This is a genomic window from Sphingobium sp. AP49, assembly GCF_000281715.2.
Taxonomy (GTDB): domain Bacteria; phylum Pseudomonadota; class Alphaproteobacteria; order Sphingomonadales; family Sphingomonadaceae; genus Sphingobium.
In genome coordinates this window covers 502,044-523,359 of the sequence record NZ_CP124576.1, presented here as the reverse complement: position 1 = coordinate 523,359, position 21,316 = coordinate 502,044, and the positions used below count along the sequence as shown (strand labels likewise).

Annotated in this window: 21 protein-coding genes and 1 pseudogene; 9 read left to right on the top strand and 13 right to left on the bottom strand. The window is 63.6% G+C overall.

Annotated features, from left to right (window positions below; translation table 11 throughout):
• Position 1: 1 nt before the first annotated feature.
• From PMI04_RS02525 to phhA, 7 genes and pseudogenes are all read right to left on the bottom strand, one after another.
• Positions 2–379, bottom strand: coding sequence for a Rieske 2Fe-2S domain-containing protein (locus PMI04_RS02525; protein ID WP_007713519.1), 378 nt, complete (start codon positions 377–379; stop codon positions 2–4).
• Complete coding sequence (gene maiA / locus PMI04_RS02520) at positions 376–1,047, bottom strand: maleylacetoacetate isomerase (RefSeq protein WP_238535992.1); 672 nt, start codon at positions 1,045–1,047, stop codon at positions 376–378. The genes PMI04_RS02525 and maiA overlap by 4 nt, the downstream gene beginning before the upstream one ends.
• Positions 1,017–2,309: a fumarylacetoacetase gene (gene fahA, locus PMI04_RS02515; protein ID WP_283184842.1), complete on the bottom strand. Its 1,293-nt coding sequence runs from the start codon at positions 2,307–2,309 to the stop codon at positions 1,017–1,019. Before fahA ends, maiA begins: the two co-directional genes overlap by 31 nt.
• On the bottom strand, positions 2,306–3,622 hold the full coding sequence (gene hmgA, locus PMI04_RS02510; protein ID WP_007710875.1) for a homogentisate 1,2-dioxygenase: 1,317 nt from the start codon (positions 3,620–3,622) through the stop codon (positions 2,306–2,308). The genes fahA and hmgA overlap by 4 nt, the downstream gene beginning before the upstream one ends.
• Complete coding sequence (hppD, locus tag PMI04_RS02505; RefSeq protein WP_007710877.1) at positions 3,615–4,655, bottom strand: 4-hydroxyphenylpyruvate dioxygenase; 1,041 nt, start codon at positions 4,653–4,655, stop codon at positions 3,615–3,617. Before hppD ends, hmgA begins: the two co-directional genes overlap by 8 nt.
• 10 nt (positions 4,656–4,665) lie before the next feature.
• Positions 4,666–5,876, bottom strand: a pseudogene (locus tag PMI04_RS02500) (amino acid aminotransferase).
• Positions 5,873–6,739: a phenylalanine 4-monooxygenase gene (phhA, locus tag PMI04_RS02495; protein WP_007710882.1), complete on the bottom strand. Its 867-nt coding sequence runs from the start codon at positions 6,737–6,739 to the stop codon at positions 5,873–5,875. Before phhA ends, PMI04_RS02500 begins: the two are co-directional and overlap by 4 nt.
• Positions 6,740–6,833: 94 nt before the next feature.
• Here phhA and PMI04_RS02490 point away from each other — a divergent pair, with 94 nt between their 5' ends.
• Together PMI04_RS02490 and PMI04_RS02485 are read left to right on the top strand one after the other, a co-directional pair.
• Positions 6,834–7,319 carry an Lrp/AsnC family transcriptional regulator gene (locus PMI04_RS02490; protein WP_004209492.1) on the top strand — a complete coding sequence of 162 codons (486 nt, stop codon included), beginning with the start codon at positions 6,834–6,836 and terminating at the stop codon, positions 7,317–7,319.
• 186 nt (positions 7,320–7,505) lie between these two features.
• Positions 7,506–8,312 carry a hypothetical protein gene (locus tag PMI04_RS02485; protein WP_157178134.1) on the top strand — a complete coding sequence of 269 codons (807 nt, stop codon included), beginning with the start codon at positions 7,506–7,508 and terminating at the stop codon, positions 8,310–8,312.
• Positions 8,313–8,782: 470 nt separating this feature from the next.
• On the opposite strand, the gene PMI04_RS02480 is transcribed toward PMI04_RS02485, so the two are convergent.
• Both PMI04_RS02480 and PMI04_RS02475 read right to left on the bottom strand, forming a co-directional pair.
• On the bottom strand, positions 8,783–9,349 hold the full coding sequence (locus PMI04_RS02480) for a pseudouridine synthase (protein ID WP_007710887.1): 567 nt from the start codon (positions 9,347–9,349) through the stop codon (positions 8,783–8,785).
• Positions 9,337–10,554, bottom strand: coding sequence for a cupin domain-containing protein (locus PMI04_RS02475; RefSeq protein ID WP_007710890.1), 1,218 nt, complete (start codon positions 10,552–10,554; stop codon positions 9,337–9,339). Before PMI04_RS02475 ends, PMI04_RS02480 begins: the two co-directional genes overlap by 13 nt.
• A gap of 72 nt (positions 10,555–10,626) precedes the next feature.
• Here PMI04_RS02475 and PMI04_RS02470 point away from each other — a divergent pair, with 72 nt between their 5' ends.
• The 4 genes from PMI04_RS02470 (at position 10,627) to PMI04_RS02455 (ending at position 13,912) form a co-directional block, all read left to right on the top strand.
• Complete coding sequence (locus PMI04_RS02470; protein WP_007710898.1) at positions 10,627–11,175, top strand: molybdenum cofactor guanylyltransferase; 549 nt, start codon at positions 10,627–10,629, stop codon at positions 11,173–11,175.
• A 283-nt stretch (positions 11,176–11,458) separates the two neighbouring features.
• Positions 11,459–12,472, top strand: coding sequence for an aldo/keto reductase (locus PMI04_RS02465; protein WP_007710900.1), 1,014 nt, complete (start codon positions 11,459–11,461; stop codon positions 12,470–12,472).
• 101 nt (positions 12,473–12,573) lie between these two features.
• A complete protein-coding gene (locus PMI04_RS02460; RefSeq protein ID WP_007710903.1) occupies positions 12,574–13,425 on the top strand; it encodes a VOC family protein in 852 nt (283 codons plus the stop codon).
• A 61-nt stretch (positions 13,426–13,486) separates the two neighbouring features.
• Positions 13,487–13,912: a putative quinol monooxygenase gene (locus PMI04_RS02455; protein WP_037486610.1), complete on the top strand. Its 426-nt coding sequence runs from the start codon at positions 13,487–13,489 to the stop codon at positions 13,910–13,912.
• A 34-nt stretch (positions 13,913–13,946) separates the two neighbouring features.
• On the opposite strand, the gene PMI04_RS02450 is transcribed toward PMI04_RS02455, so the two are convergent.
• Together PMI04_RS02450 and PMI04_RS02445 are read right to left on the bottom strand one after the other, a co-directional pair.
• Positions 13,947–14,852, bottom strand: coding sequence for a LysR family transcriptional regulator (locus tag PMI04_RS02450; RefSeq protein WP_007710910.1), 906 nt, complete (start codon positions 14,850–14,852; stop codon positions 13,947–13,949).
• Between the two features lie 446 nt (positions 14,853–15,298).
• Positions 15,299–15,802: a hypothetical protein gene (locus PMI04_RS02445; protein ID WP_157178136.1), complete on the bottom strand. Its 504-nt coding sequence runs from the start codon at positions 15,800–15,802 to the stop codon at positions 15,299–15,301.
• A gap of 678 nt (positions 15,803–16,480) precedes the next feature.
• Between PMI04_RS02445 and PMI04_RS02440 the strand changes: the two genes are divergently transcribed.
• The 3 genes from PMI04_RS02440 to PMI04_RS02430 all read left to right on the top strand — a co-directional run bounded on the left by PMI04_RS02440 (position 16,481) and on the right by PMI04_RS02430 (position 19,628).
• Positions 16,481–17,719, top strand: coding sequence for a site-specific integrase (locus tag PMI04_RS02440; RefSeq protein WP_007710914.1), 1,239 nt, complete (start codon positions 16,481–16,483; stop codon positions 17,717–17,719).
• Between the two features lie 530 nt (positions 17,720–18,249).
• On the top strand, positions 18,250–18,696 hold the full coding sequence (locus PMI04_RS02435; RefSeq protein WP_007710915.1) for a hypothetical protein: 447 nt from the start codon (positions 18,250–18,252) through the stop codon (positions 18,694–18,696).
• Positions 18,693–19,628, top strand: a complete 936-nt coding sequence (locus PMI04_RS02430; protein WP_007710916.1) for a cation transporter — start codon at positions 18,693–18,695, stop codon at positions 19,626–19,628. The genes PMI04_RS02435 and PMI04_RS02430 overlap by 4 nt, the downstream gene beginning before the upstream one ends.
• Here PMI04_RS02430 and PMI04_RS02425 read toward each other — a convergent pair.
• Complete coding sequence (locus tag PMI04_RS02425) at positions 19,625–20,572, bottom strand: cation diffusion facilitator family transporter (RefSeq protein ID WP_007710917.1); 948 nt, start codon at positions 20,570–20,572, stop codon at positions 19,625–19,627. The two genes, PMI04_RS02430 and PMI04_RS02425, sit on opposite strands and share 4 nt — an antisense overlap.
• Before the next feature lie 5 nt (positions 20,573–20,577).
• Positions 20,578–21,186: an NAD(P)H-dependent oxidoreductase gene (locus tag PMI04_RS02420; protein ID WP_007710918.1), complete on the bottom strand. Its 609-nt coding sequence runs from the start codon at positions 21,184–21,186 to the stop codon at positions 20,578–20,580.
• Positions 21,187–21,316: the final 130 nt, after the last annotated feature.

The window sequence follows — 21,316 nt, the reverse complement described above, 5'->3', positions numbered from 1 at the left end:
CCTAGTCGCTTTGGGCAGCGGTGACAATCCAGCCATCGGCGATGGCGAGCGGCCAGGGCGCGATGCGCTGGCCGACACAGGGTCCGCCGACACAGACACCATCGTCGCGGCGGAAAATGGCGCCGTGCCAGCTACAGCGGATATGGCTGCCATCCGGGGTCAGATAATCGTCCAACTGCTGCGCCAGCGGCAGGCCGGCATGGGGGCATTGGTCGACAAAGCCGGCGACATGATCGCCATCCCGCACGGCAAATCCATGGAAGCGGCCGGCGCGCATCTGCAGCACGAAATTGCGTGCCTTGCCATCGGCGATCTGCTCGATCGGGCAGAGGCGCACGCCCGCCGGTGTCGCGAACAGGCGCGTGTCGGCGTCGCTCATGCGTCCGCGTCGGGCTGGCGATCGGGGTGCGCGGCGGCAAAGGCGGGGAGCGCGCATGCCGCCGCGTCCACGGCACACAGCCGTGGAAAGGGCGTCAGGTCGACGCCGAAGCGCCGGGCATTGTAGAGCTGGGGCACGATATGGCAGTCGGCGAAACTCGGGCTGTCCCCGAAGGCATGGGTGCTGCCATGACGCGCGACCAGCGTTTCGAGCGCGAAAAAGCCCTCGCCGATCCAACGCGCGATCCAACCCTGCACCTGCACATCGGTTGCCGCGAAATCCTGCCGCAGCACCTGCAACACGCGCAGATTGCCGAGCGGATGAATGTCGCAGGCAATGATGCCGGCCATGGCGCGGACGATCGCCGCATCGCCCGGATCGGCGGGCAGTAGAGGCGGCTGCGGCCAGCGGGCCTCAATCCATTCCAGTATCGCGCCGCTCTGCGTCAGCACGCTGTCGCCCGCGACCAGCGCGGGCACCAGCCCCTGCGGCGCGAGTGTTCGATAGTCGGCTGCCCGCTGCGCACCGCTGCGCAGGTCATGGGTGACCTGCGCATAGTCGACACCCTTCAGGGCCAGCGCGATCCGCACGCGATAGCTCGCGCTCGACCGCCAATAGCCATGAAGGGTGAGGGCACTCATCGCGCCGGCACGATCATCGCGCGGCATTCGCCAAAGCCGATCGACACATGGCCAGGGGCCGACGCGGTGGCGCGCAGGGTCACCTCGTCGCCATCCTCCAGGAAGCAGCGCGTCTCGCCCGATGGCAGGCTGATCGGCTCGCGCCCGCCGCTGCTGATCTCCATCAGGCTGCCATAGCCGGCGCGCGTCGGCGCCGAGATGGTGCCGCTGCCCAGCAGGTCGCCGGGCATAAGGTTGCAGCCATTGGACGCATGATGGGTGACGATCTGGCTGACGGTCCAGTACATGTTGCTCGCCGGCCCCTGGCTCAGGCGCATCGGCGCCAGCCCGGCGTCGCGCATCGCCTGGGTCGAGAGATAGACTTCCAAGGTCAGCGCCAGCGCGCCATGGGCCCGGTCGTCGGCATCGCTGAGGTAAGGCAGCGGCGCGGGATCGCCCTGCGGCCGGGGCGGCTGGGCGATGCGGAACGGCGCCAGCGCCTCGGGCGTCACCACCCAGGGGGAGATGGTCGAATGGAAATTCTTGGCCAGAAACGGCCCGAGCGGCTGATATTCCCAGGCCTGGAAATCGCGCGCCGACCAGTCGTTGAGCAGGCAGAAGCCGGCGACATGATCGGCCGCCGCGCCGATCGGGATCGGGCTGCCCAGATCATTGCCGGCGCCGATCCACACGCCCAGTTCCAGCTCATAGTCGAGCCGGGCAGTCGGGCCGACCACCGGCACATCGGCTTCGGGCGGCTTGCGCTGGCCGCGCGGGCGGACCAGTGGATCGCCCGACGGGCGGATCGAGGACGCCCGGCCATGATAGCCGATCGGCACATATTTATAATTGGGCAGCAGCGGATTGTCGGGCCGGAACTGGCGGCCGATATTGTTGGCGTGATGGATGCCGACATAGAAGTCGCTATAGTCGCCGATCCGCGCCGGCAGGTGCAACATGCAGTCCGCCGCCCGGTGCAGCAGCGGTTCGACCGCCGGGCGATGGGCCGGGTCCGACAGTAAAATGCTGATCCGGCGGCGCAGGGCGACCCGCACCGCCACCGGCAGCGCCATCAGCGCATTGAGCTGGTCTTCCAGCAGCGGCGCACAGTCGATCAGCCCGGCGCCGACACAGGCGGCCAGGTCCAAAATGGCGTCGCCAATCGCGACACCGGCGCGCGGCGAAGCTCCTGCGGGCGAGAACAGGCCGTAGGGCAGATTCTGGATCGGGAAGTCGCCATGATTCTGCGCGCTCGCAACCCAGCTGGTGCGGGCGGGATCATGGGTTTCGTCTATGTGCCAATAGCTCATGGGGTCTCGTTCATCGGGGGAAGCTGGGCCTTGCGGAAGCCGGACCAGCAATCATCATAATCAGGTTGCAGCAGCGGGCTTTCCATCGCCCAGCGCGTCGGGCGCAGCACCATGTGGCTTTCGAACATGAAGGCCATGGTGTCGGCGATGCGCTGGGGCGCGAGGTCGGCGGCGATCGCCTTGTCATAGCTCGCCCGGTCGGGGCCATGGCCAGCCATGCCATTGTGCAGCGACGCGCCGCCGGGCGCGAAGCCGCCCGCCTTGGCATCATATTCGCCCTGGATCAGGCCCATCAGCTCGCTCATCACATTGCGGTGGAACCAGGGCGGCCGGAACGTGTCCTCCGCCACCATCCAGCGCGGCGGGAAGATGACGAAATCGATATTGGCGGTGCCCGGCGTCTCGCTCGGCGAGGTCAGCACCGTGAAGATCGACGGATCGGGATGGTCGAAACTGACCGTGTTGATCGTGTTGAAGCGGGTGAGATCATAGCGCAGCGGCGTCAGATTGCCGTGCCAGGCGACGACATCGAACGGGCTATGGTCCAGCATGGTTATCCACAGGCGGCCCATGAACTTCTGTATCAGGGCGAATGGCCGCTCGACATCCTCATAGGCCGCGACCGGCGCCTCGAAATCGCGGGGATTGGCCAGGCCATTGGCGCCGATCGGCCCCAGATCGGGCAGGCGGAAGGGCGCGCCGTAATTTTCGCAGACATAGCCGCGCGCCGTGCCATCCGTCAGCTCGACCCGGAAGCGGACGCCGCGCGGGATCAGCGCAATCTGCAACGGCGCGACGCTCATTATCCCCAGTTCGGTGACGATACGCAGCGCGCCCTGCTGCGGCACGATCAGCATCTCGCCATCGGCGCAGACGAAGGCGCGGTCGACCATCGAGGCGGTCGCGGCATAGAGATGCACGGCGCAGCCCTGGCCCGCCGCGACATCGCCATTGCCGGCATAGCTGGTGAGGCCGTCGATGAAATCGACATCATCCACAGGCAGCGGCAACGGATTCCAGCGCAAGCGGTTGGGTGATGGCGGCACTTCGTCGAACGGCGCGCTGCGCAGCAAGGCTGCAGCATCATAGGGCGCGAACGGCGGGTGCGATGCCGCCGGCCGCATGCGATAGAGCCAGCTACGCCTGTTCTCCGCCCGCGGCGCGGTGAAGGCGGTGCCGGACAGTTGCTCGGCATAGAGGCCATAGGGCACGCGCTGGGGCGAATTGCGCCCGACCGGCAGCGCGCCGGCCACCGCCTCGGTCGAAAAATGATTGCCGAAGCCGCTCATCATCCGGGGCGGCGCGTCACTCATCGACGGTGATCACGCCGCGACGGATCTGGTCCAGCTCGATCGATTCATAAAGGGCCTGGAAATTGCCATTGCCAAAGCCTTCATTGCCCTTGCGCTGGATGATCTCGAAGAAGATCGGGCCGAACATCGTCTCGGTAAAGATCTGCAGCAAGATGCCCTCCTCGCCGACATTGCCGTCGATCAGAATGCGGTTGCGCTTCAACCGTTCCAGATCCTCGCCATGACCCGGCACGCGCTGATCGACCAGCTCATAATAGGTTTCGATCGTGTCCTGCAGCCGCACGCCGCGCGCGCGCAGCCGCTCGACCGTGTCATAGATATTGGCGGTGGTCAGCGCGATATGCTGGATGCCCTCGCCATTATAGTCGCGGATGAACTCCTCGATCTGGCTCTTGTCGTCCTGGCTCTCGTTCAGGGGAATGCGGATCGCCTTGTCCGGGGCGATCATCGCCTGGCTGAACAGGCCGGTCGCCTTGCCCTTGATATCGAAATATTTCTGCTCCTCGAAGCCGAAGAGGGTGCGGTAAAATTCACTCCAGACCCGCATCTGGCCGCGCTTCACATTGTGGGTCAGATGGTCGAGCAGGTCGAGGCCGACATTGTTGCGCGCCTCCGCCTCCTGCCAGCCGGGGAACTCGGCCCAGTCGGCATAGGGATCGCCGCCATCGGGCATGAAATAGAGATAGGAGCCGCCAATCCCCTGGATCACCGTGTCATTCTCGTCGGTCGGCTTGCCGCCATGGTCGAGCGCCCAGCGCAGCGCCGCATCGGGATCGGCAACGCGAAAGGCCATGGCGCTGGCCGAGGGGCCATGTTCGCCACGGAACGCAGCGACCCGCCCGGCATCGTCGCGATTGAGCATCAGGTTGATCCGCCCCTGCTTGTAGCGGGTGATATTCTTGGTCGGGTGCCGGTGCGTCGCGGTGAAGCCCAGCTGCTCGAACTGGGCGGCCATCTTCTCGGGCTCGGGCGAGGTGAATTCGACGAACTCGAAGCCGTTGAGGCCCAGCGGGTTGGCGGGATCATTGGTCATGACGGGTTCCTCAGGCAGAAGGCAGATGCGGCGAAAGGCCGGCGACAAAGGCGGGGATGGTGTCGAGCCGCAGCCCGGCGATGTTGATGCGGCCATTGCCGGCCATGTAGATGCCATGGTCGGCGCGCATCGCGGCGACGGCGGCGGCGCTGACCGGCAGCATCGCGAACATGCCGCGCTGGCCGGCAATGGCGGCAAGCTGCGGATGGGCCGCCGCCAGCGCGGCGCGCAGCGCATTGATGCGGGTACGCATCTGGTCCAGCTCGCCCGTCCATTCCGCCCGCATCGCCGGCCGTTCCAATATGGTGCGCACGATCGCCGCACCATGATCGGGCGGCATCGACCAGATGCCGCGCGCCAGCGCCACGATGTTGGAGAAGGCGAGCGTGGTCAGCGCGGCATTCGCCCCCTGTACCCACAGCGCGCCGACCCGCTCGCGATAGAGGCCGAAATTCTTGTCGCAGCTATAGGCGACCAGCGCATCGGGCACGGCGGCCAGCATCTGGCGCGTGGCTGCGGCATCCGCCTCCAGCCCGTCGCCCAGCCCCTGATAGGCAAGGTCGATGAACGGGATCAGGCCGCGCGCCGCGCACAGATCGGCGATCGCCGCCCATTGTTCGGCGCTGAAATCCACGCCGGTCGGATTATGGCAGCAGCCATGGAGCAGCAGCACGTCGCCGGCCTGCGCCGCGGCCAGATCGGCCAGCATCGCGTCGAAATCGACCGCACCCGCGCCATCCAGAAAACGGTGCGGCGCCAGCGTCAGCCCGGCCTCGCGAAAGATCGGCGCATGATTGGGCCAGGTCGGATCGCCGATCCACACGGTGGCGCCGGGGCGGGCGCGGGCGATGAGGTCGGCGCCCAGCCGCAGCGCGCCGGTGCCGCCGGGCGTCTGCACCCCGGCGATCCGGTCGGAGCCGGCGAGCGGACCAAAGACGATGGCGGCGAGCAGGTCGACAAAGCCCGTGTCGCCCTCCGGCCCAAGATAGGATTTGCTGCCCTGCTCGGCGAGCAGCACCGCTTCGGCCGCCTTCACCGCGCGCATCACCGGGTCGCGCCGGCCTCGTCGCGATAGACGCCGACGCCCAGGTCCATCTTGTCAGCGCGCGGATCGGCACGATACTGCGCGATCAGCCCCAGCAGCGCGTCGGGCGCCTGGCGATCGAGCGCACCGAACAGGGACCGGCCGGGCGCCGGGGCAAGAAGGGTCGTATCTGTCATAGTACCTCAGAAGCGCGGGCACGGGCATAGGCCTGGGTGCCACGGGTGTAGATGATGTCGGTGTCGGCGATCGCGTCAGTCGCGAAATCGGGCTGCCCTGCCAGCTGCGCATAGAGCGGGGCAAAGTCGGTCTCGACCGTCTGGCGCAGCAGATCCTCGAAACTGTCGATGACAAAATAGCTCTGCTGATAATCGTCAATCCGATAGCGGGTGCGCATCAGCCGCCTGAGATCGAAGCCGAGCCGATTGGGCGAGGGATCGTCGAGCGCGAAGACGGATTCGCCATAGGAGGAGACGATGCCCGCGCCATAGAGGCGCAGCCCCTCGGGCCGGCGGATCAGGCCGAATTCGACCGTATACCAGTAGAGCCGGGCCAGCCGCTCGATCGCGCCCAGATCGGCGGCGCGCAGGCCGCCCTCGCCATAGGCCTGCATATAGTCGGCGAAGACCGGGTTCGCGAGCAGCGGCACATGACCGAAGACATCGTGGAAAATGTCCGGCTCCTGCAGATAGTCGATCTGGTCGGGGGTGCGGATGAAGCGGCCGGCGACGAAGCGGCGATTGGCCAGATGCTCGAAGAAGACCCGGTCGGGGACGAGGCCGGGCACGGCCACCACCTGCCAGCCGGTCGCCCGCATCAGCCGATCGGACAATTCCTCGAAATTGGGGATGCCGGGGCGGTTGATACGCAATATGTCGAGCCCGGCCATGAACTCGGGCACCACCCGGTCGGGCAGCATGGCGGACTGGCGCGCGAAGAGCGTGTCCCACATCGCATGCTCGGCCGCGCTGTAGCGGTCCCACGCCTGCGGGATCGTCCAGTCGGCGGCGGCGCCAGCGGGCGGTGCAATATCCTCTACCATCACGCCAATCTCTCACAGACCGGGCGTAATTGCCTTTCAATCGGGCGGGATTTACAAAGGATTTTGGAAAACCAATTCACCGATCGGCAATATCATGAACAAATCCGTCAATCTCGATGCACTCGACCGCCGCATCGTCGCAGAGCTGCAGCGCGACGCCTCGCTCAGCAATGCGGACCTCGCCGAACGGGTCGGCAGCACCGCCCCTTCCTGCTGGCGGCGGATCCGGGCGCTGGAGGAGATGGGCGTGCTCAAGGGCGCGGTTCGCCTCGCCGATGCAGAGAAGCTGGGCCATGCCGTCAACATCTTGTGCAGCGTACGGATGAAGAGCCACACCAGCGAAAGCGTCGACGCCTTCCACGCCTTTGTCGAGGCGCATCCACAAATCATGGAATGCTACCTCATGTCGGGCGAATGGGATTATCTGATGCGGGTCGTGGCCTCCGACGTCGCCGATTATGAGCATTTCCTGATGCGCAACCTGCTCAAACACCCCTCGGTCGGCGGCGCCTCCTCCCACTTCGCCCTGTCGGTCACGAAATTCACCACGGTGCTGCCGGTGGGGGAAGCGGGGCGGTAGAATGCCGTCATCCCCGCGCGGCCAGGTGCTGGACGCAGGGGATGGGTTCCCGCTTTCGCGGGAATAACGAAAGGGGGTGGTTTGCGGGCGCTTGTGTCTGCCTCCACACGAAATCATGGAGGCTGGAGAATGTTTGGTCGAACACATATAGCCTAATGCATTGCTTCTCATTTCATGGGCAAAAGAATGACAGCTAACGATACTGAGCGTGGGGAGCTTGAGCAGTGTAGCCTCGAAGAGTTGTTCGGCGATGTTCAATTGATGCTCAACCGCGCCAGAAAACACCAACGGGAAATCAACTCTCTCATTTCAGGAACCGGTGCTGATCAATGGTGGGGGATCGAACAAAGTGAAAGCGACGACGGTTTCAGCTACTCGTTGGTCATCAAGTGCCAACAGTTACGCGAACTCAAACCAGTCGCTGCCGATCTCTGCAACAATGTGGTCCATGCGCTCGATCAGTTGGTCGGAGCGCTCACACGAGCTAATGGGAATGATAACTCCGAGAGGCTTCAATTCCCTTGGAAGGCTGACGATGCGGAATTCGAAAAGGCATTGGCGAAGCTATCGAAGTGGATCTCGAACCATGCTGTTGAATGTATTCGTGCCGCACGCGCCGAATGCGCTCTGTGGATCCCTCACGCCCATTTGGCAAAAGACATATCCAACTCCGGTAAGCACTGGGAACTAGTGCCTTCCTCCGCAACGGTCCCTGCCGTAATCATCCACCGACCGGGCGGTCCGCCGGAGATATTTAACCTTCCTCCCAAGGCCATCGAAGAAAAGCTATACTACGAATTTTATACGGGGCCACACCCTCTTGGAAACTCTCGGGTGACTGCGGCCATAGGCCTACGCTTCACCGGAATTTCAGAGGAGCCGGTCAGCCCGGACTCAGTCTTCAGCTCGGCTTTCCGATATGCTGAAACCGTCTTCCGAACAGTCTGCGATTCCCCTCAAGTGCGGGAATTGGCTGTAAATGCAATGGCCTAGCGGAATAAAGGGGCACCCGCCCTCGGGTTTCCCCAATTCTCCCTTTGACTACCTCTGGTCGCTAATCGCCCTACCCACATCCGTCATGCCGGGCTTGAGCCGGCATCCCGCTTTTCCTCGTAACCGATAAGAAGCGAGACCCCGGCTCAAGGCCGGGGTGACGATGGCCGAAAATAGTCGCCATCGCCCACCGCTTTCCTACTGCGCGCTTCTCTGTTCTACCCTTGGCGATGCGACAGCGCTTTTCCTCATCAACCCACCTTCTCCGCCCGGCGCCTGCCCGGTGCGAAACCGGCGCGTGGGTGTCGCGTCAGGGGGGCGTAGCGGAAGCGACCCGGGCGCGGCACGATGACCCACCCCCTGTTGGAAGTGACGCGTCCCCGACGCGTGACAGGCGCGTCGCAGGCGCAAAACCGGCGCAAAAACCCCCAAAAGCCCGTTTACACTGTGAACTTCGGGAGAGGCCTCTTCTATCGTCCCTGGCGCAGGATCGCCGGCGCCTCCCGCCAGGCGCCCGGCGCGATGTCGTCGATCGTCCAGTCGCCGATGCGCCAACGGACCAGGCGCAAGGTCGGCAGGCCGACCGCCGCGGTCATGCGGCGGACCTGGCGATTGCGCCCTTCGCGGATGGTGAGACGCAGCCAGCAATCGGGCACGCTCTTGCGGAACCGCACCGGCGGGTCGCGCGGCCAGAGCGCGGGATCGTCGATCCGCTCGACCTCGGCCGGCAGGGTCATGCCGTCCTTCAGCTGCACGCCGCGCCGCAGCGCCGCCAGCGGTGCATCGTCGGGGTCGCCCTCCACCTGGGCCAGATAGGTTTTGGGCATCTTGAAGCGCGGATCGGCGATGCGCGCCTGCAACCGGCCATCATCGGTCAGCAGCAACAGCCCCTCGCTGTCGAGGTCGAGCCGACCGGCGGGATAGACGCCGGGCTGGTCGACATAGTCGGCCAGGGTCGGGCGCGGCGGGCCGTTGGCTTCCGGGCTGAACTGGCAGAGCACGCCATAGGGCTTGTTGAGGAGGATCAGTCGTCCCATGCGTCATCCTCCTCATCGTCGTCCTCGAACGCGATGCTGCCCTGATCATGGAGCAGCACCAGCAGAGCGATCACGGCATCATCGTCCGCCAGCGCCGGATCAAGCTCCAGCGCGTCGTCCGCGCACAATCGCTCCGCCAGCGCCGCGCAGGCGCCGGTGCAGTCATGCGACGCGCCATCGACGAACAGCATTATGGCCTCTTCCGCCCGGACGAAGGCGAAGCGGCTGGCCGGATTGCGGCGCAGGGGTGCGCCTTCCGCCACCAGCGCCTGCATGGATGCCGGGTCGATCGCCGCTTCGGGCGACCAGTCGATCTCGGGATATTTGCGGGTGCTGCTATATTCGCCGAACCAGCGGGCAAAGCCGGCGGGATCGGCCAGTTGCTCCAGCACCATCGCCTGCAACCGGGCCAGCGCGACCGGGGCGATCTCGCCGGGATTGGCCTGGCGCGGCAAGGCGGGGTCGGCATAGCGGTCATCCTCGCCCAGCGCTTCGAGCAGCCGGTCGGTCCAGCCCTCGATCAGTTCGCTGCGCGCCGGCGCGCGGAAGCCGACCGAATAGGTCATGCAGTCGTCGCCCACCGCGACGCCATCATGGGCGATGCCGGGCGGGACATAGAGGATGTCGCCGGGTTCCAGCACCCATTCGTCGGTCGCGTCGAATTCGGCCAGCAGGCGCAGATCGGCATGGGGGCGCAGCGGGCTGCTATCGTCGCACGCCTGGCCGATGCGCCAGCGGCGGCGGCCCGCGCCCTGGATCAGGAAGACGTCATATTGGTCGAAATGCGGGCCGACGCCGCCGCCGTCGCTGGCATAGCTGACCATGACATCGTCGATCCGCCAGTCGGGGATGAAGCGGAACGGGGCGATCAGCGCCGCGACATCGGGTACCTGATGATCGACCGCCTGCACCAGCAGGGTCCAGGGGCTGGCGCCGAGCGAGGCGAAGCGATCCTCGGCCAGTGGCCCCTGTTCCATCGTCCAGTCGCCGTCCGCCTGCACCACCAGCCGCGACTCGACGCCCTCCTCGCAGGCCAGGCCCGCCAGTTCCTCGGGCGCCAGTGGATTGCTCCATTGCGCCCAGGGATTGCGGATCAGCAGCGGCTTTTGCTGCCAATAGTCGCGCAGGAACAGGTCGATATCGAAATCACGCAATTGCATCGGGGTCTCGCCGGGAAGGGGCGGCGCGCGGGGCGCGCCTGCCATCGGTCCGAACCCTTGCCCCCCTGCCCTGCCAATGTCAAAGCAGACGGGACCGGATCGGCAGGAGGGGCGGGCATGGCCAGGCTGTTGGGGGCGATAATGGCGGGCGGACGCGCGACCCGCTTCGGCAGCGACAAGGCGGCGGCACTGCTCGACGGGCGGCGGCTGATCGACCATGCGATCGACGCGCTCTCCCCCCATGTCGCCGCGATCGCGATCTGTGGCCGGACCGAGGAAGCCTATCTGAGCCTGCCCGACCGGCCGGGGCCGGACATGGGGCCGCTGGGCGGCCTCAACGCCGCGCTGCATCATGCGCAGGCCCACGGCTTTGACGGCGTGCTGACCAGCGGCTGCGACATGCCCTTCTATCCCGCCGAGCTGCCTGCGATGCTGATCGGGGAGCGGGCTGCCATCCTCGACGGGCAGCAACTGCTCGGCTGGTGGCCCGCCGCGCTGGCGCCCGAACTGGACGCCCATCTGGCGGAGGATAACAACCGATCGATCCGGGGCTGGCTGGCGCGGATCGACGCGCGCATCGTGGCGCTGCCGGGGCTGATCCTGCCCAATATCAACCGGCCCGAGGATATCGACGCGCTGCGATCGCTGCCAGGCAGGCGAGGCTAACCGGGCCGGAAATGCAAAAAAGCCGCCGCTCGGCAACATCCGCGACGCGGCGCAGGCGGCGATCCTGGTGGAGCTGCATAGCCGCTCGGCATAAACTCTGGTACATGATCCGGGTCTGATCTTTTTCGACGATTTCCCGCAGATCCGGCCGATGCCGCGCTGGCTTGTGAACCCGTTTCCAAAGTTCTGGGATCGCCGCCTGGCTACTGCCGCGTGCCGCCTGCGCTTATTCCAAGTCCGACGCCGGACATTGGGTCCGGGACGGAATTGAAAGGTTGGGACGATGGCTCTCAAGGATATTCTGCCGGGGAAGCTCGGCTTTGGCGCAGCACCGCTTGGCAACATGTTCCGCGACATTCCCGAAGCGGAAGCGCGCGCGACGGTCGAAGCGGCATGGGACGATGGCGTCCGCTATTTCGACAATGCCCCCTTCTATGGCGCGGGCCTGGCCGAAATCCGCATGGGCGAGGCGCTGAAGGACAAGCCGCGCGCCGATTATGTCATCAGCACCAAGGTCGGCCGCCTGATCCTGGATGAGGTCGAGGATGTGAGCGCCCGCGACCTGGGCGAAAAGGGCGAGGTCTTCAAATATGGCCGCCCCAACAAAATCGTGAACGATTATTCCGAGGACGCGACCTATCGCTCGATCGAGGACAGCCTGAAGCGGCTGAAGACCGATCATATCGACATCGCCTGGGTGCATGACATCGCGCAGGATTTCTATGGCGACGAATGGCTGGCCATGTTCGAGACCGCTCGGCGCGGTGCCTTTCGCGCGCTCGACCGGATGCGCGACGAAGGGGTGATCAAGGCCTGGGGCCTGGGCGTGAACCGGGTCGAGCCGATCGAACTGCTGCTGGCGCTGGACGAACCCCGGCCGGACGGTTTCCTGCTGGCAGGGCGCTACACGCTGCTCGACCATGACCGCGCGCTCCAGCGGGTGATGCCTATGGTTGCCGAACAGGGCCTGGGTATCGTGGTCGGCGGCCCCTACAGTTCGGGCGCGCTCGTGGGCGGTCCCAATTTCGAATATGCCCCCGCAACCCCGGCGATCCTGGACAAGGTCGCCCGCATCAAGGCGCTGGCCGATCGGCATGGCATCAGCATGAAGGCGGCGGGCCTGCAATTCGCCCTTGCCAATCCGGCGGTCGCCGCCGTGATTCCCGGTGCCAGCCAACCCAAACGGATCGCCGAGGATCGCGCCGCGCTCAATGAAGTCGTGCCCGCCGATTTCTGGCGTGCGCTGCGGGCCGCCGGCCTCGTCAATCCGGCTGCGCCGCTGCCCATCACGGACTGACCCGCGCGGTCGGCCTGATACGCGTCCCCGACCAAGCTGTGTGCCGGTCGGGGCGCACCCCGCGCCATTGTCCGGCGCCTACCAACAGGAGGGAATTGACCATGACCGAAGTGAACAAGGATGCGACCGCCCTTGGGCGTCGCGACATGCTGCACGCGGCCGGCGCCGCGATCCTCGCCGGTGCCGCTGGCGCCCCCTTTTCCGCACCGGCCCAAGCCCAGAGCAGCGCCGCATCATCGTCCGCAACGCCCAGCCGGGCATCGCTGGGCGCCCGTCTTCAGGGCGTGCAGCATTTCGGGCTGACGGTCCAGAATATGGAGAGGGCCTATGAATTCTACACCCAGGTGCTGGGCGGGACCGAGGTGTTCCGCCATGGCGACTTTTCGGGCGATGCGGTCCAGAATACCCTGCTGGCCGATCAGGAGATCGTCGCCAATGAGCTGGGCGTCAATCCGCGGACCATCGGTGTGCCGGACCTGCGCGGCGGGGCGCAGCGGCTCGACGTCCGCTTCATCCAGTTCGACAATGTCGTGATCGAGTTGCTGCAATATCGCGATGCCGACCAGCCGATGGGCGGGCCGAAGGCCTTTGCCGAACCGGTGCAGCATATGAGCCCGGCCTTTCCGCGGATGATGCACATCTGCTTCCATGTGCGCGACGATATCGACTTCAACCAGTTCATCACCGACCTGGAAGCGGAGTCCGCCCGGCGCGGCATGACGCAGGTCCGCGCCAATCGCATCATCCGCGTGCGCAGCGAGGCCGAGCGCAAGGCCGCGCCCCAGAGCAGCAATACCAACAAAGTGACGGTCGCCCCGTCGGACGGATGGGAGCTGATCTATTGCAAGGGGCCGGAGGGCGAACAGCTCGAATTCGTGAAGGCGCTGGGTCCGGTGAAGCAGCGCTTCGCCAACACGCTGGCCAGCCGCCAGAAGGCCCGCGCCGGGCTTTGAACCGAACCGGGGCGGCGCTGCCCGCCCCGGTCCCTTCCCCGCATGCCAAGCAAAGGAACGCATGATGCGCAACATATTCATGGCGCTGTCGGCCCTGTTGCTGCCGCTGGCAGTAACCGCCCCGGCACTCGCCCAAACAGCGGCGCCGGTCGCCGACACGGTCCGCTATACCCGCATTCCAGAGGGCGCCTGGTCGATCGTGGCACAGGTGCGCGCGAAACCCGGCAAGGAAGACGCATTGCGCGCGGCAACACTGCCGCTGGTGAAACTGGTCCGCAGCGACCCCAAGAATCTCGTCTATTTCCTGCAGGAGGACCGCGCCCGGCCAGGCCATTTCATCTTCTATGAAATATTCGAGAGCGAGGCCGATTTCGAGGCGCATAACGCCATGCCTTATGTCCAGGCCTGGTTCGCCAGACTACCCGAACTGGCGGAGGGCGGTGTCGAAGTGATGCACATGGCGATATTGGGACATGGCACCCGCTGAACGATCGGCGCGGGCGGGCGATCGCCCGCCCGCTTCATCCCTCGGCCAGGAAGGCCTGCATCCGCGGCACGGTGAAATCGAGGAAGGCCCTGACCCGCGCGGGCAGGAACTGCGCCCCGCGAAACAGCGCATGGATATCGTCCACCTCGCCAATCTCGCTGTCGACCAACAGCTCGACCAGTTCGCCGCGCGCGATCGCCCCGCGCAGATGATAGTCTGCCGTCCGCACGATGCCGACACCCGCCAGCGCCATCCGTCGCAGCGTCTCGCCATTATTGGCCAGCAGCGACCCGCTCAGCATCCGCTCGACGATCCGGCCGCCCTCGCGCATCGGCCAGACCGGCATGGCGCGCCGGAAATTGAAGCCAAGGCAGTTATGGCCGACCAGTTCCTCCGGCGTGCGCGGCGTGCCATGCCGGGCGAGATAGGCGGGCGAGGCGACGATCCGGCGCCGCGTCTCACCAATCCTGCGCGCCATCAGGTTGGAATCCTGCAACTTGCCGACGCGGATCGCGACATCCGTGCGGTCGAGATACAGATCGACCACCTCGTCCGACAGCGACAGGTCGACGATGATCCGGGGATAGGCCTCGAAAAAGGCCGGCAGGATCGGTTCGAGCGCGGTGGTGCCGAAGGTCACGGACGAGGTGACACGGACCAGCCCCTCGGCTTCCGCGCCGCCCTGTGCGATCTGCTGTTCGGTCTCGTCGATCTGGGCCAGCAGCGCCTGGCTGCGTTCATAATAAAATTGACCTTCGCCGGTCAGCGCCAGTCGCCGGGTCGATCGCTCGATCAGGCGCACGCCCAGCCGCGCTTCCAGCCGGGCGATCAGCTTGGACACGGTCGAGGGCGTCATCAGCATCAGCCGCGCGGCTTCGGAAAAGCTGCCCGCCTCGACGACCCGAACGAACACCATCATCTCGCCTGCGCGATTGTCCATGCCCCACCTGTGATCGAGCGTCCAGAAAGCGCGGCGAACATAGCCTGTTTTACCGGGAGCGTCGCGCCATCTGTGAAGCGATCTATCAAATGAAGTGAAAATCGCCCTCTAATCACCGACGCATCCTCATGCGTCCATGGCGTCAACCAATCGCCTCCGTGGCACATAAGCAGCATAAGCTGCAGCAGGACTGATCGCCGCGAGGACGGCGATGACGCTAACGAGATGTTTCCTCATGATCCTTACCTTTCCGAGATTGGTGCAGGTCAACATCAGCACCTCGGAAATCGGGCTACATCGCAGGTCTCTGCCTCCGGGATAAATAAGGGTAAAAAATTGGAAGTCGGTCGCGCCTACCCTGCAATCAGGTGGCCGCATGGTTTCATTATGAAAGGACCAAATCAGTCAAAATACTGGATTTTTTGGTAGAGATCTCCTCGCAAACTCTACCGAGTGCCCTCGGACGAGGAACGACAGTCATCCGATTGATCCCTAACTTCCATATATTGCTTTGAAAAATGCGGACGCTCCGCACATGGTGATCGGACGATCACAGCTGAGCGTCCGATCATGGCCGTGGTCAGCCATATTTTCGCTCGCTCTCCCTTACAGCGATTGCGGCAACTTGCGGCTCGCCTGCGCTGTCTGGCGGATATAGCCCGCATCGACGATCGCCCTGTATCGCTGGCGACATGATCGTAGGGATTGGCCCCGATCAGCCCGATAACGTTGGAATAGCCCGCCTTGATCGCGGTTCCTGCCTCACCGGCGCCTCCATCGGTGACGATGCCGGGATCGATCCAGCCGGGCCAGCCGGCGAAATATTCCCTGGCGCGCGCTGCCTCTCGTCCGGTCACGATGCAGGCGCGCTTCTCGTTCGGCTTGGACAATAGGCGCAACTGCCCATCCTGCTCCACGGTCGCCTTCGTGACGAGGCTGGCGCCGCCCATCGCCCCACGATGTTGAAGGCCGGCCGCCGTCCGGCCCGGCCCTGAATCTGGAGCGTTGCTTCGTCCCCGGCCCGAGCCGCCGCAAGAAATGGCGCGGCCTAGGATGCAAGACAGGCGGTGGGTATAGCCGACAGCGGCGCATCCGCCGGCGCGTTGAGCGCAATGGCCTCGCCCCTGGGACCATTGGTGATCAGTATGATAGCCGATGCACCAAGCACCAGTGCGACATCGCGATCGATTTTCGCCTCACGCAGTCCGTCCCGAAAGTTGCGGCGGAACGAGTGGAAGCAAATGAGCGAGGCAGCGGCTCCGGCATTTAAGAGGGGTTGATACACCTCGACCGGCATCACTGTGGATACGATATTGGTGCTGGACCGTCTGTGCGACAGTTTTTCTTGTTCTCTCAATGAGATGAGAGAAACTGGAGCGGGCGAAGGGATTCGAACCCTCGACCCCAACCTTGGCAATTCGCCAGAAGCGTATTTTCTGTCTTTTTCGATTTTACGCTACAACGGCAAAAAGCACGTATTTCTGCCGTTTATTTGCGATCGGGATTCGTCAGTGTTATCCTGCCCTGCGCCCGGATTTGACCTCCAGGACTTATAAAATAAGCAAAATCAGGTCGAAATCCGGAAAAAGTAAGCAGATTTTTGGGTCATTTGGCAGGCGACTGAAATCATGGCGAAAATCACAAAAACGCTCATCGAAGCTCAGAAACCTTCGAAAGATGGGGTCAAGGGTTCGAATCATCTTCTGTGGGACAGCGAGCTGCGTGGCTTCGGTGTTTCTATCGGCCAGAGCCGGCGAAGTTTCGTCGTTCAGTACCGTTTGCCGAACGGACAGAGCCGTCGAAAGGTGATTGGTCGGTTCGGGTTGATGACCGTGGAGGAAGCCAGGCGGCAGGCTCGCATCATCCTTGGCGATGTCGCCAATGGGCGAGACCCTGTCGAGGATGCCCGGTCGAGCGGGCAGGGCTATACTGTAGACCAGATTTGTGACTGGTACCTTGAGCGAGCCTCAGCCGGCAAAATCATCGGCAGAAGCCGCAAACCGATCAAGGCATCCACTCTGACGATGGATCGAAGTCGTGTCGATGCCCACATCCGTCCGTTGCTAGGCCACAGAATAATTGCCACATTGAAGCTCGGTGATATCGAAGGCGCCCAAGCCGACATCGCTGCTGGTGCGACCTCCAAGCCCAGGGTGGGCAGTCGTGGGGGAGCCACCAAAGGCGGCGAAGGCGTAGCCTCGCGCTGCATGTCTACGCTTCACTCGATTTTCGAACATGCCGTGCGACTTGGCGAAATCGACAAAAATCCCGCGAGGGGCATTCGCAGAATTGCGAGCACGCCCAAAATGAGGTGGCTCTCTCAGGCTGAGATCAGGAAGCTCGGCATAGCGCTCAGAGAAGCTGAGGCAGATGACGAGCATCCTACCGGGATAGCCGTGATCCGATTGCTGTTGCTGACTGGCTTTCGTCGGCTCGAAGCACTCAGTCTTGAGCGCGACTGGCTCCTTGATGAGGAGAGCGCGATTCACTTCAGGACGACAAAAACGGGGGCGCAACGACGCGTGATAGGTCAGCCTGCTCTCCAGCTTCTTTCGGCGCAGGCCGATTCGGGTTCGCGATATTTCTTCCCAGCCGATTGGGGAGAAGGCCACTTCATCGGCATAGTGCGGGTCTTGGATAGAATTTGCCATCGAGCAGGAGTCGAAGGCGTGACACCGCATGTCTTGCGCCACACTTTCGCAAGTGTCGCAGGCGGGCTTGGCTACTCCGAACTCACGATTGCGGCACTGCTGGGACACGCGTCCCGCGGCGTCACGCAGCGCTACATCCATATCGACGAGCCGCTGCGCGCGGCCGCAACGGCGGTAGCCGAGTATATCGATGAACTTTTGCGAGGGTGCAGATGATCGCCCTCCACCATCATGACATGGAGATGAGCCCCTTATACGAGGTCGGCCGTTTTTCAGCGAAGCCTCTCCGCCAGAGCGATGGCTCTTTTTCGCTACCAGACGTTATCAGCCTGCAACTATTCCGAAGAATGTGATGGTGTCCTCTTCGCGCCGAGGAGGCGAGCCGGATCATCCCAGGCGGTGAGACATATGGAAGAGGCAGATGCCCAGATGCGCGATGCTCTGGTCCCGCAAAGCGCAGCCCTATTCAGCGGCAGGACGGAAACCGCCCAGTTAGCATCCCCAATCATCAATCGCTCTTCGATTGCCTTCGTTTGTGCTTCGACGCGCGGAGCAGCGGCCCTCGACGCGAGCTCGCTCAGGGCACGGCCCAGGAAAGCGCAGGACTGTGGCGGCGACAATATCCCCGATGCCACTCTAACAGCACAGATGATCCAGGCCTGGCAGGCTGGCAAAGTCGACCGGGCTCGAAATGAATTCCATTCTTGCCGCCTCCACATTCGCATCGATCACAGGACGCGCGAACAATGAAGCGCGCGATAATCCTTTCCGTTTCTCTCCTCGCCGCATGCGATATATTGCCTCGCGATCCGGCCGGCACATCGAAGCGGATTGCAGAGCAACGAACCTTCACGGTCGCACTCGCCGATCCAACTGTGCACGAAGCCGCACAAGTCCGGACGCTGGTACATGAAATTGAGCGGCGAACCCGCGCGAAGGCACAATGGCGGCCAGGCGCGGGCGAGGCACTTTTCCAGCAGCTTGACGACGGTACGCTTGACCTGGTGATCGGACGTTTTTCGGCCGAGAGCCCCTGGGCGATGGATGTGGCATTTGGTCCGCCTCTCTCGACGACAGGAACGAAAGACACGCCGCTGCAACTCAAGGCGGCCATGCGCAACGGCGAGAACCGGTGGATCATGACAGTCGAGCGTGCGAGCCGCGCGATTTCGCAGGAGGCGCGCGACGAATGAGCGATACAAGTCTTCCCGATGAACTGCGCGAGACGATGGCGCGGGCGGTGCGCCTGGAATATTGGAACATCTTCTGGACTCTAACCATCATCGTGACGATGGGCCTAGTGCTTGGTCAGAGCCAGACGATGAAGACCGCGTGGATAGAGGACACGCTGGGCCTGGTTCCGCCTGTCATGTTCCTGATCGCCGCGCATTTGGAGCGTCGCGCCCATCGATCGCGCCGCTTTCCTTTCGGTTTCGAGCGGGTCAACGGCCTTGGTTTCTTTGTGGCGGCTGTTGCACTGACTGCCGTCGGCGCGCTGCTCCTCTACAATGCGATGATGGCGCTGGGCTCGCAGGAGCACGCGACCGTCGGATCGATCGTCATTCTGGGGCATGATATCTGGTTGGGATGGCTGATGATCGCCGCCCAGATTTACTCCCTCATCCCGCCGCTCTTCATCGGCCGGAAGGAACTTCCGCTGGCGCAGGCTCTCAACGACAAGCTGCTGCATACCGACGCACTCATGAACAAGGCCAATTGGCTGACCGGGGCGGCGGGGCTCGCCGGTGTCATTGGGCTGGGGCTTGGCTGGTGGTGGGCTGACTCGTTGGCAGCAGCTATCATTTCGCTCGATGTCCTCAATGACGGTATCAAGGCGTTGCGCTCTTCCACGGCAGAACTGGTCGATGGTGCGCCAAGGGCGCTTTCCAGCACTGATCTTTCGAATGATGCGCAAAGTCTGTGTGATCGCCTCAGCGCTGAATTTCCCGGTGCCACAATACGGCTACGGGAAACCGGCCGCCTTATTCGGGCCGAAGTGCATGACACGCATCCACCGGGCGAATGTCGTCACCCGCGCCATTATTGGCCGGAGGGTGAGGACAGGTCGTGGCGGTTGGCACAGGTGAGCTTCATCCCGCCTGTTGGACGCGAGGAAGGAAATTAGGCCGGCGGTGTTTGTCGCACAGCATCCGACTGCTTTTCCGGCCGGATGTAAATGGACGTCAGATCGGGGACGCAAGCCTTCATTTCGCGTTCAATATCCTCGATCAGACGCTCTGCATCTCCCATCGGCAGATCGTCGACGAAATCAGCACTGATCGCTACGAAAACGGCATCAGGCGCGGTATGGATCGTACGGACATGATTGACCGCGCTGATCTGCGACCGCTTGGCGAGAATGGTCCATAGAACCGAAATGATCGCCGGGTCGGCGCTTTCGCCGATCAACAGGCCCTTGGCTTCGCGCGCAAGCAGAATAGCGACCCCACCCAGAATGAGACCAATGGCAATCGATGCAAAACCGTCAATCCGTGGATTTGCGAAATAGTGGCTGGCCCAGACGCCGATGCCTGCAATGGCGAGGCCGATCAGCGCAGCGCTGTCCTCGAACAGGACAATGAACCCGGCGGGATCCTTGGATCGGCGGATCGATTGCCACCAACTGCTGGCACCGCGCTTGCCGTTGAATTCGCGCACCGCGATGAACCAGCTTGTTCCTTCAAGCAGCACAGCAACACCCAGCACCACATAATTGATCGTCGGATCACGCAAGGGCTCAGGTTCGGCGATGTGCAACCAGCCCTCGTAGACCGAAACGCCCGCGCCGACGGCAAAGATAAGGATCGCGACGACGAAGGCCCAGAAATAGAGTTCGCGGCCATAGCCGAAGGGATGGGTGGCGTCGGCGGGACGTCTGGCCTTTGCCTGACCATAGAGCAGCAGAACCTGATTTCCGCTGTCGACCAGCGAGTGGACACCCTCGGTCAGCATGGAAGAAGAGCCACTGATCGCCGCCGCCACGAACTTGGCGACCGCTATCCCGACATTGGCGAAAAGCGCGCCATAGAGGACGATATTCTCGCGGATTTGGCTTGACAGACCGGCCATCGCGTTCAGCCTGGATAAGGGCTGGACTGAAGCAGGCTTGCGAGATGCGCGGCATTGCCGGCGACCATTTTCGCCGTCTTCATTACCGCCTCCGGCGTCTCGCCGAGATCCTTGAAATCGACCGCCCCCATCGCTTCGCCGACCCAATAGCAGGCCGCAACAGCGGGGATCGTCCAGCCCACATCGTTCAAAGCCTGAAACAGCTGAGCGGAGCAGAAGTGGGCGCCATCTTCATTACCCACGATTGCTGCGACAGCGACCTTCCCATAGCTCGGCATCCGACCCTCATCGTCGGTCTCGGAGAGGAAGGCATCCATCCGTTCCAGGACGCGTTTGGCGATGCTGCTGATCTGCCCCATCCAGATCGGTCCTCCGAAGATCACTATGTCATGAGCGAGTATCTTCTCGCGCAGTCCAGGCCACGCATCGCCATCCCCTTCGTCGGAGCTGACGCCTGGCCTGATGTCAAGGGCTGCAACCCGGACCGTTTCGCTGACCGTCACATCATTCTTGCTGAAGGCCTTCGTCAACACGGCGATCATCGCGTCGGTCGAACTCTCCTGGCGGGAGTCCGCCTTGAGCGTGCAGTTAAGCGCCAGCGCCTTGAGCGGCATGTGTCATCTCCTTGAGGGGCCAGGATCAGCAGAACGCGCCCATCCCTTCTTCGCGGAAAGAACACCTGGGCGCGTAATGGGTTCTGCGGATCGAGGGAGAATTGGCTGAGCGATGCCGCTGCTGTGCAAC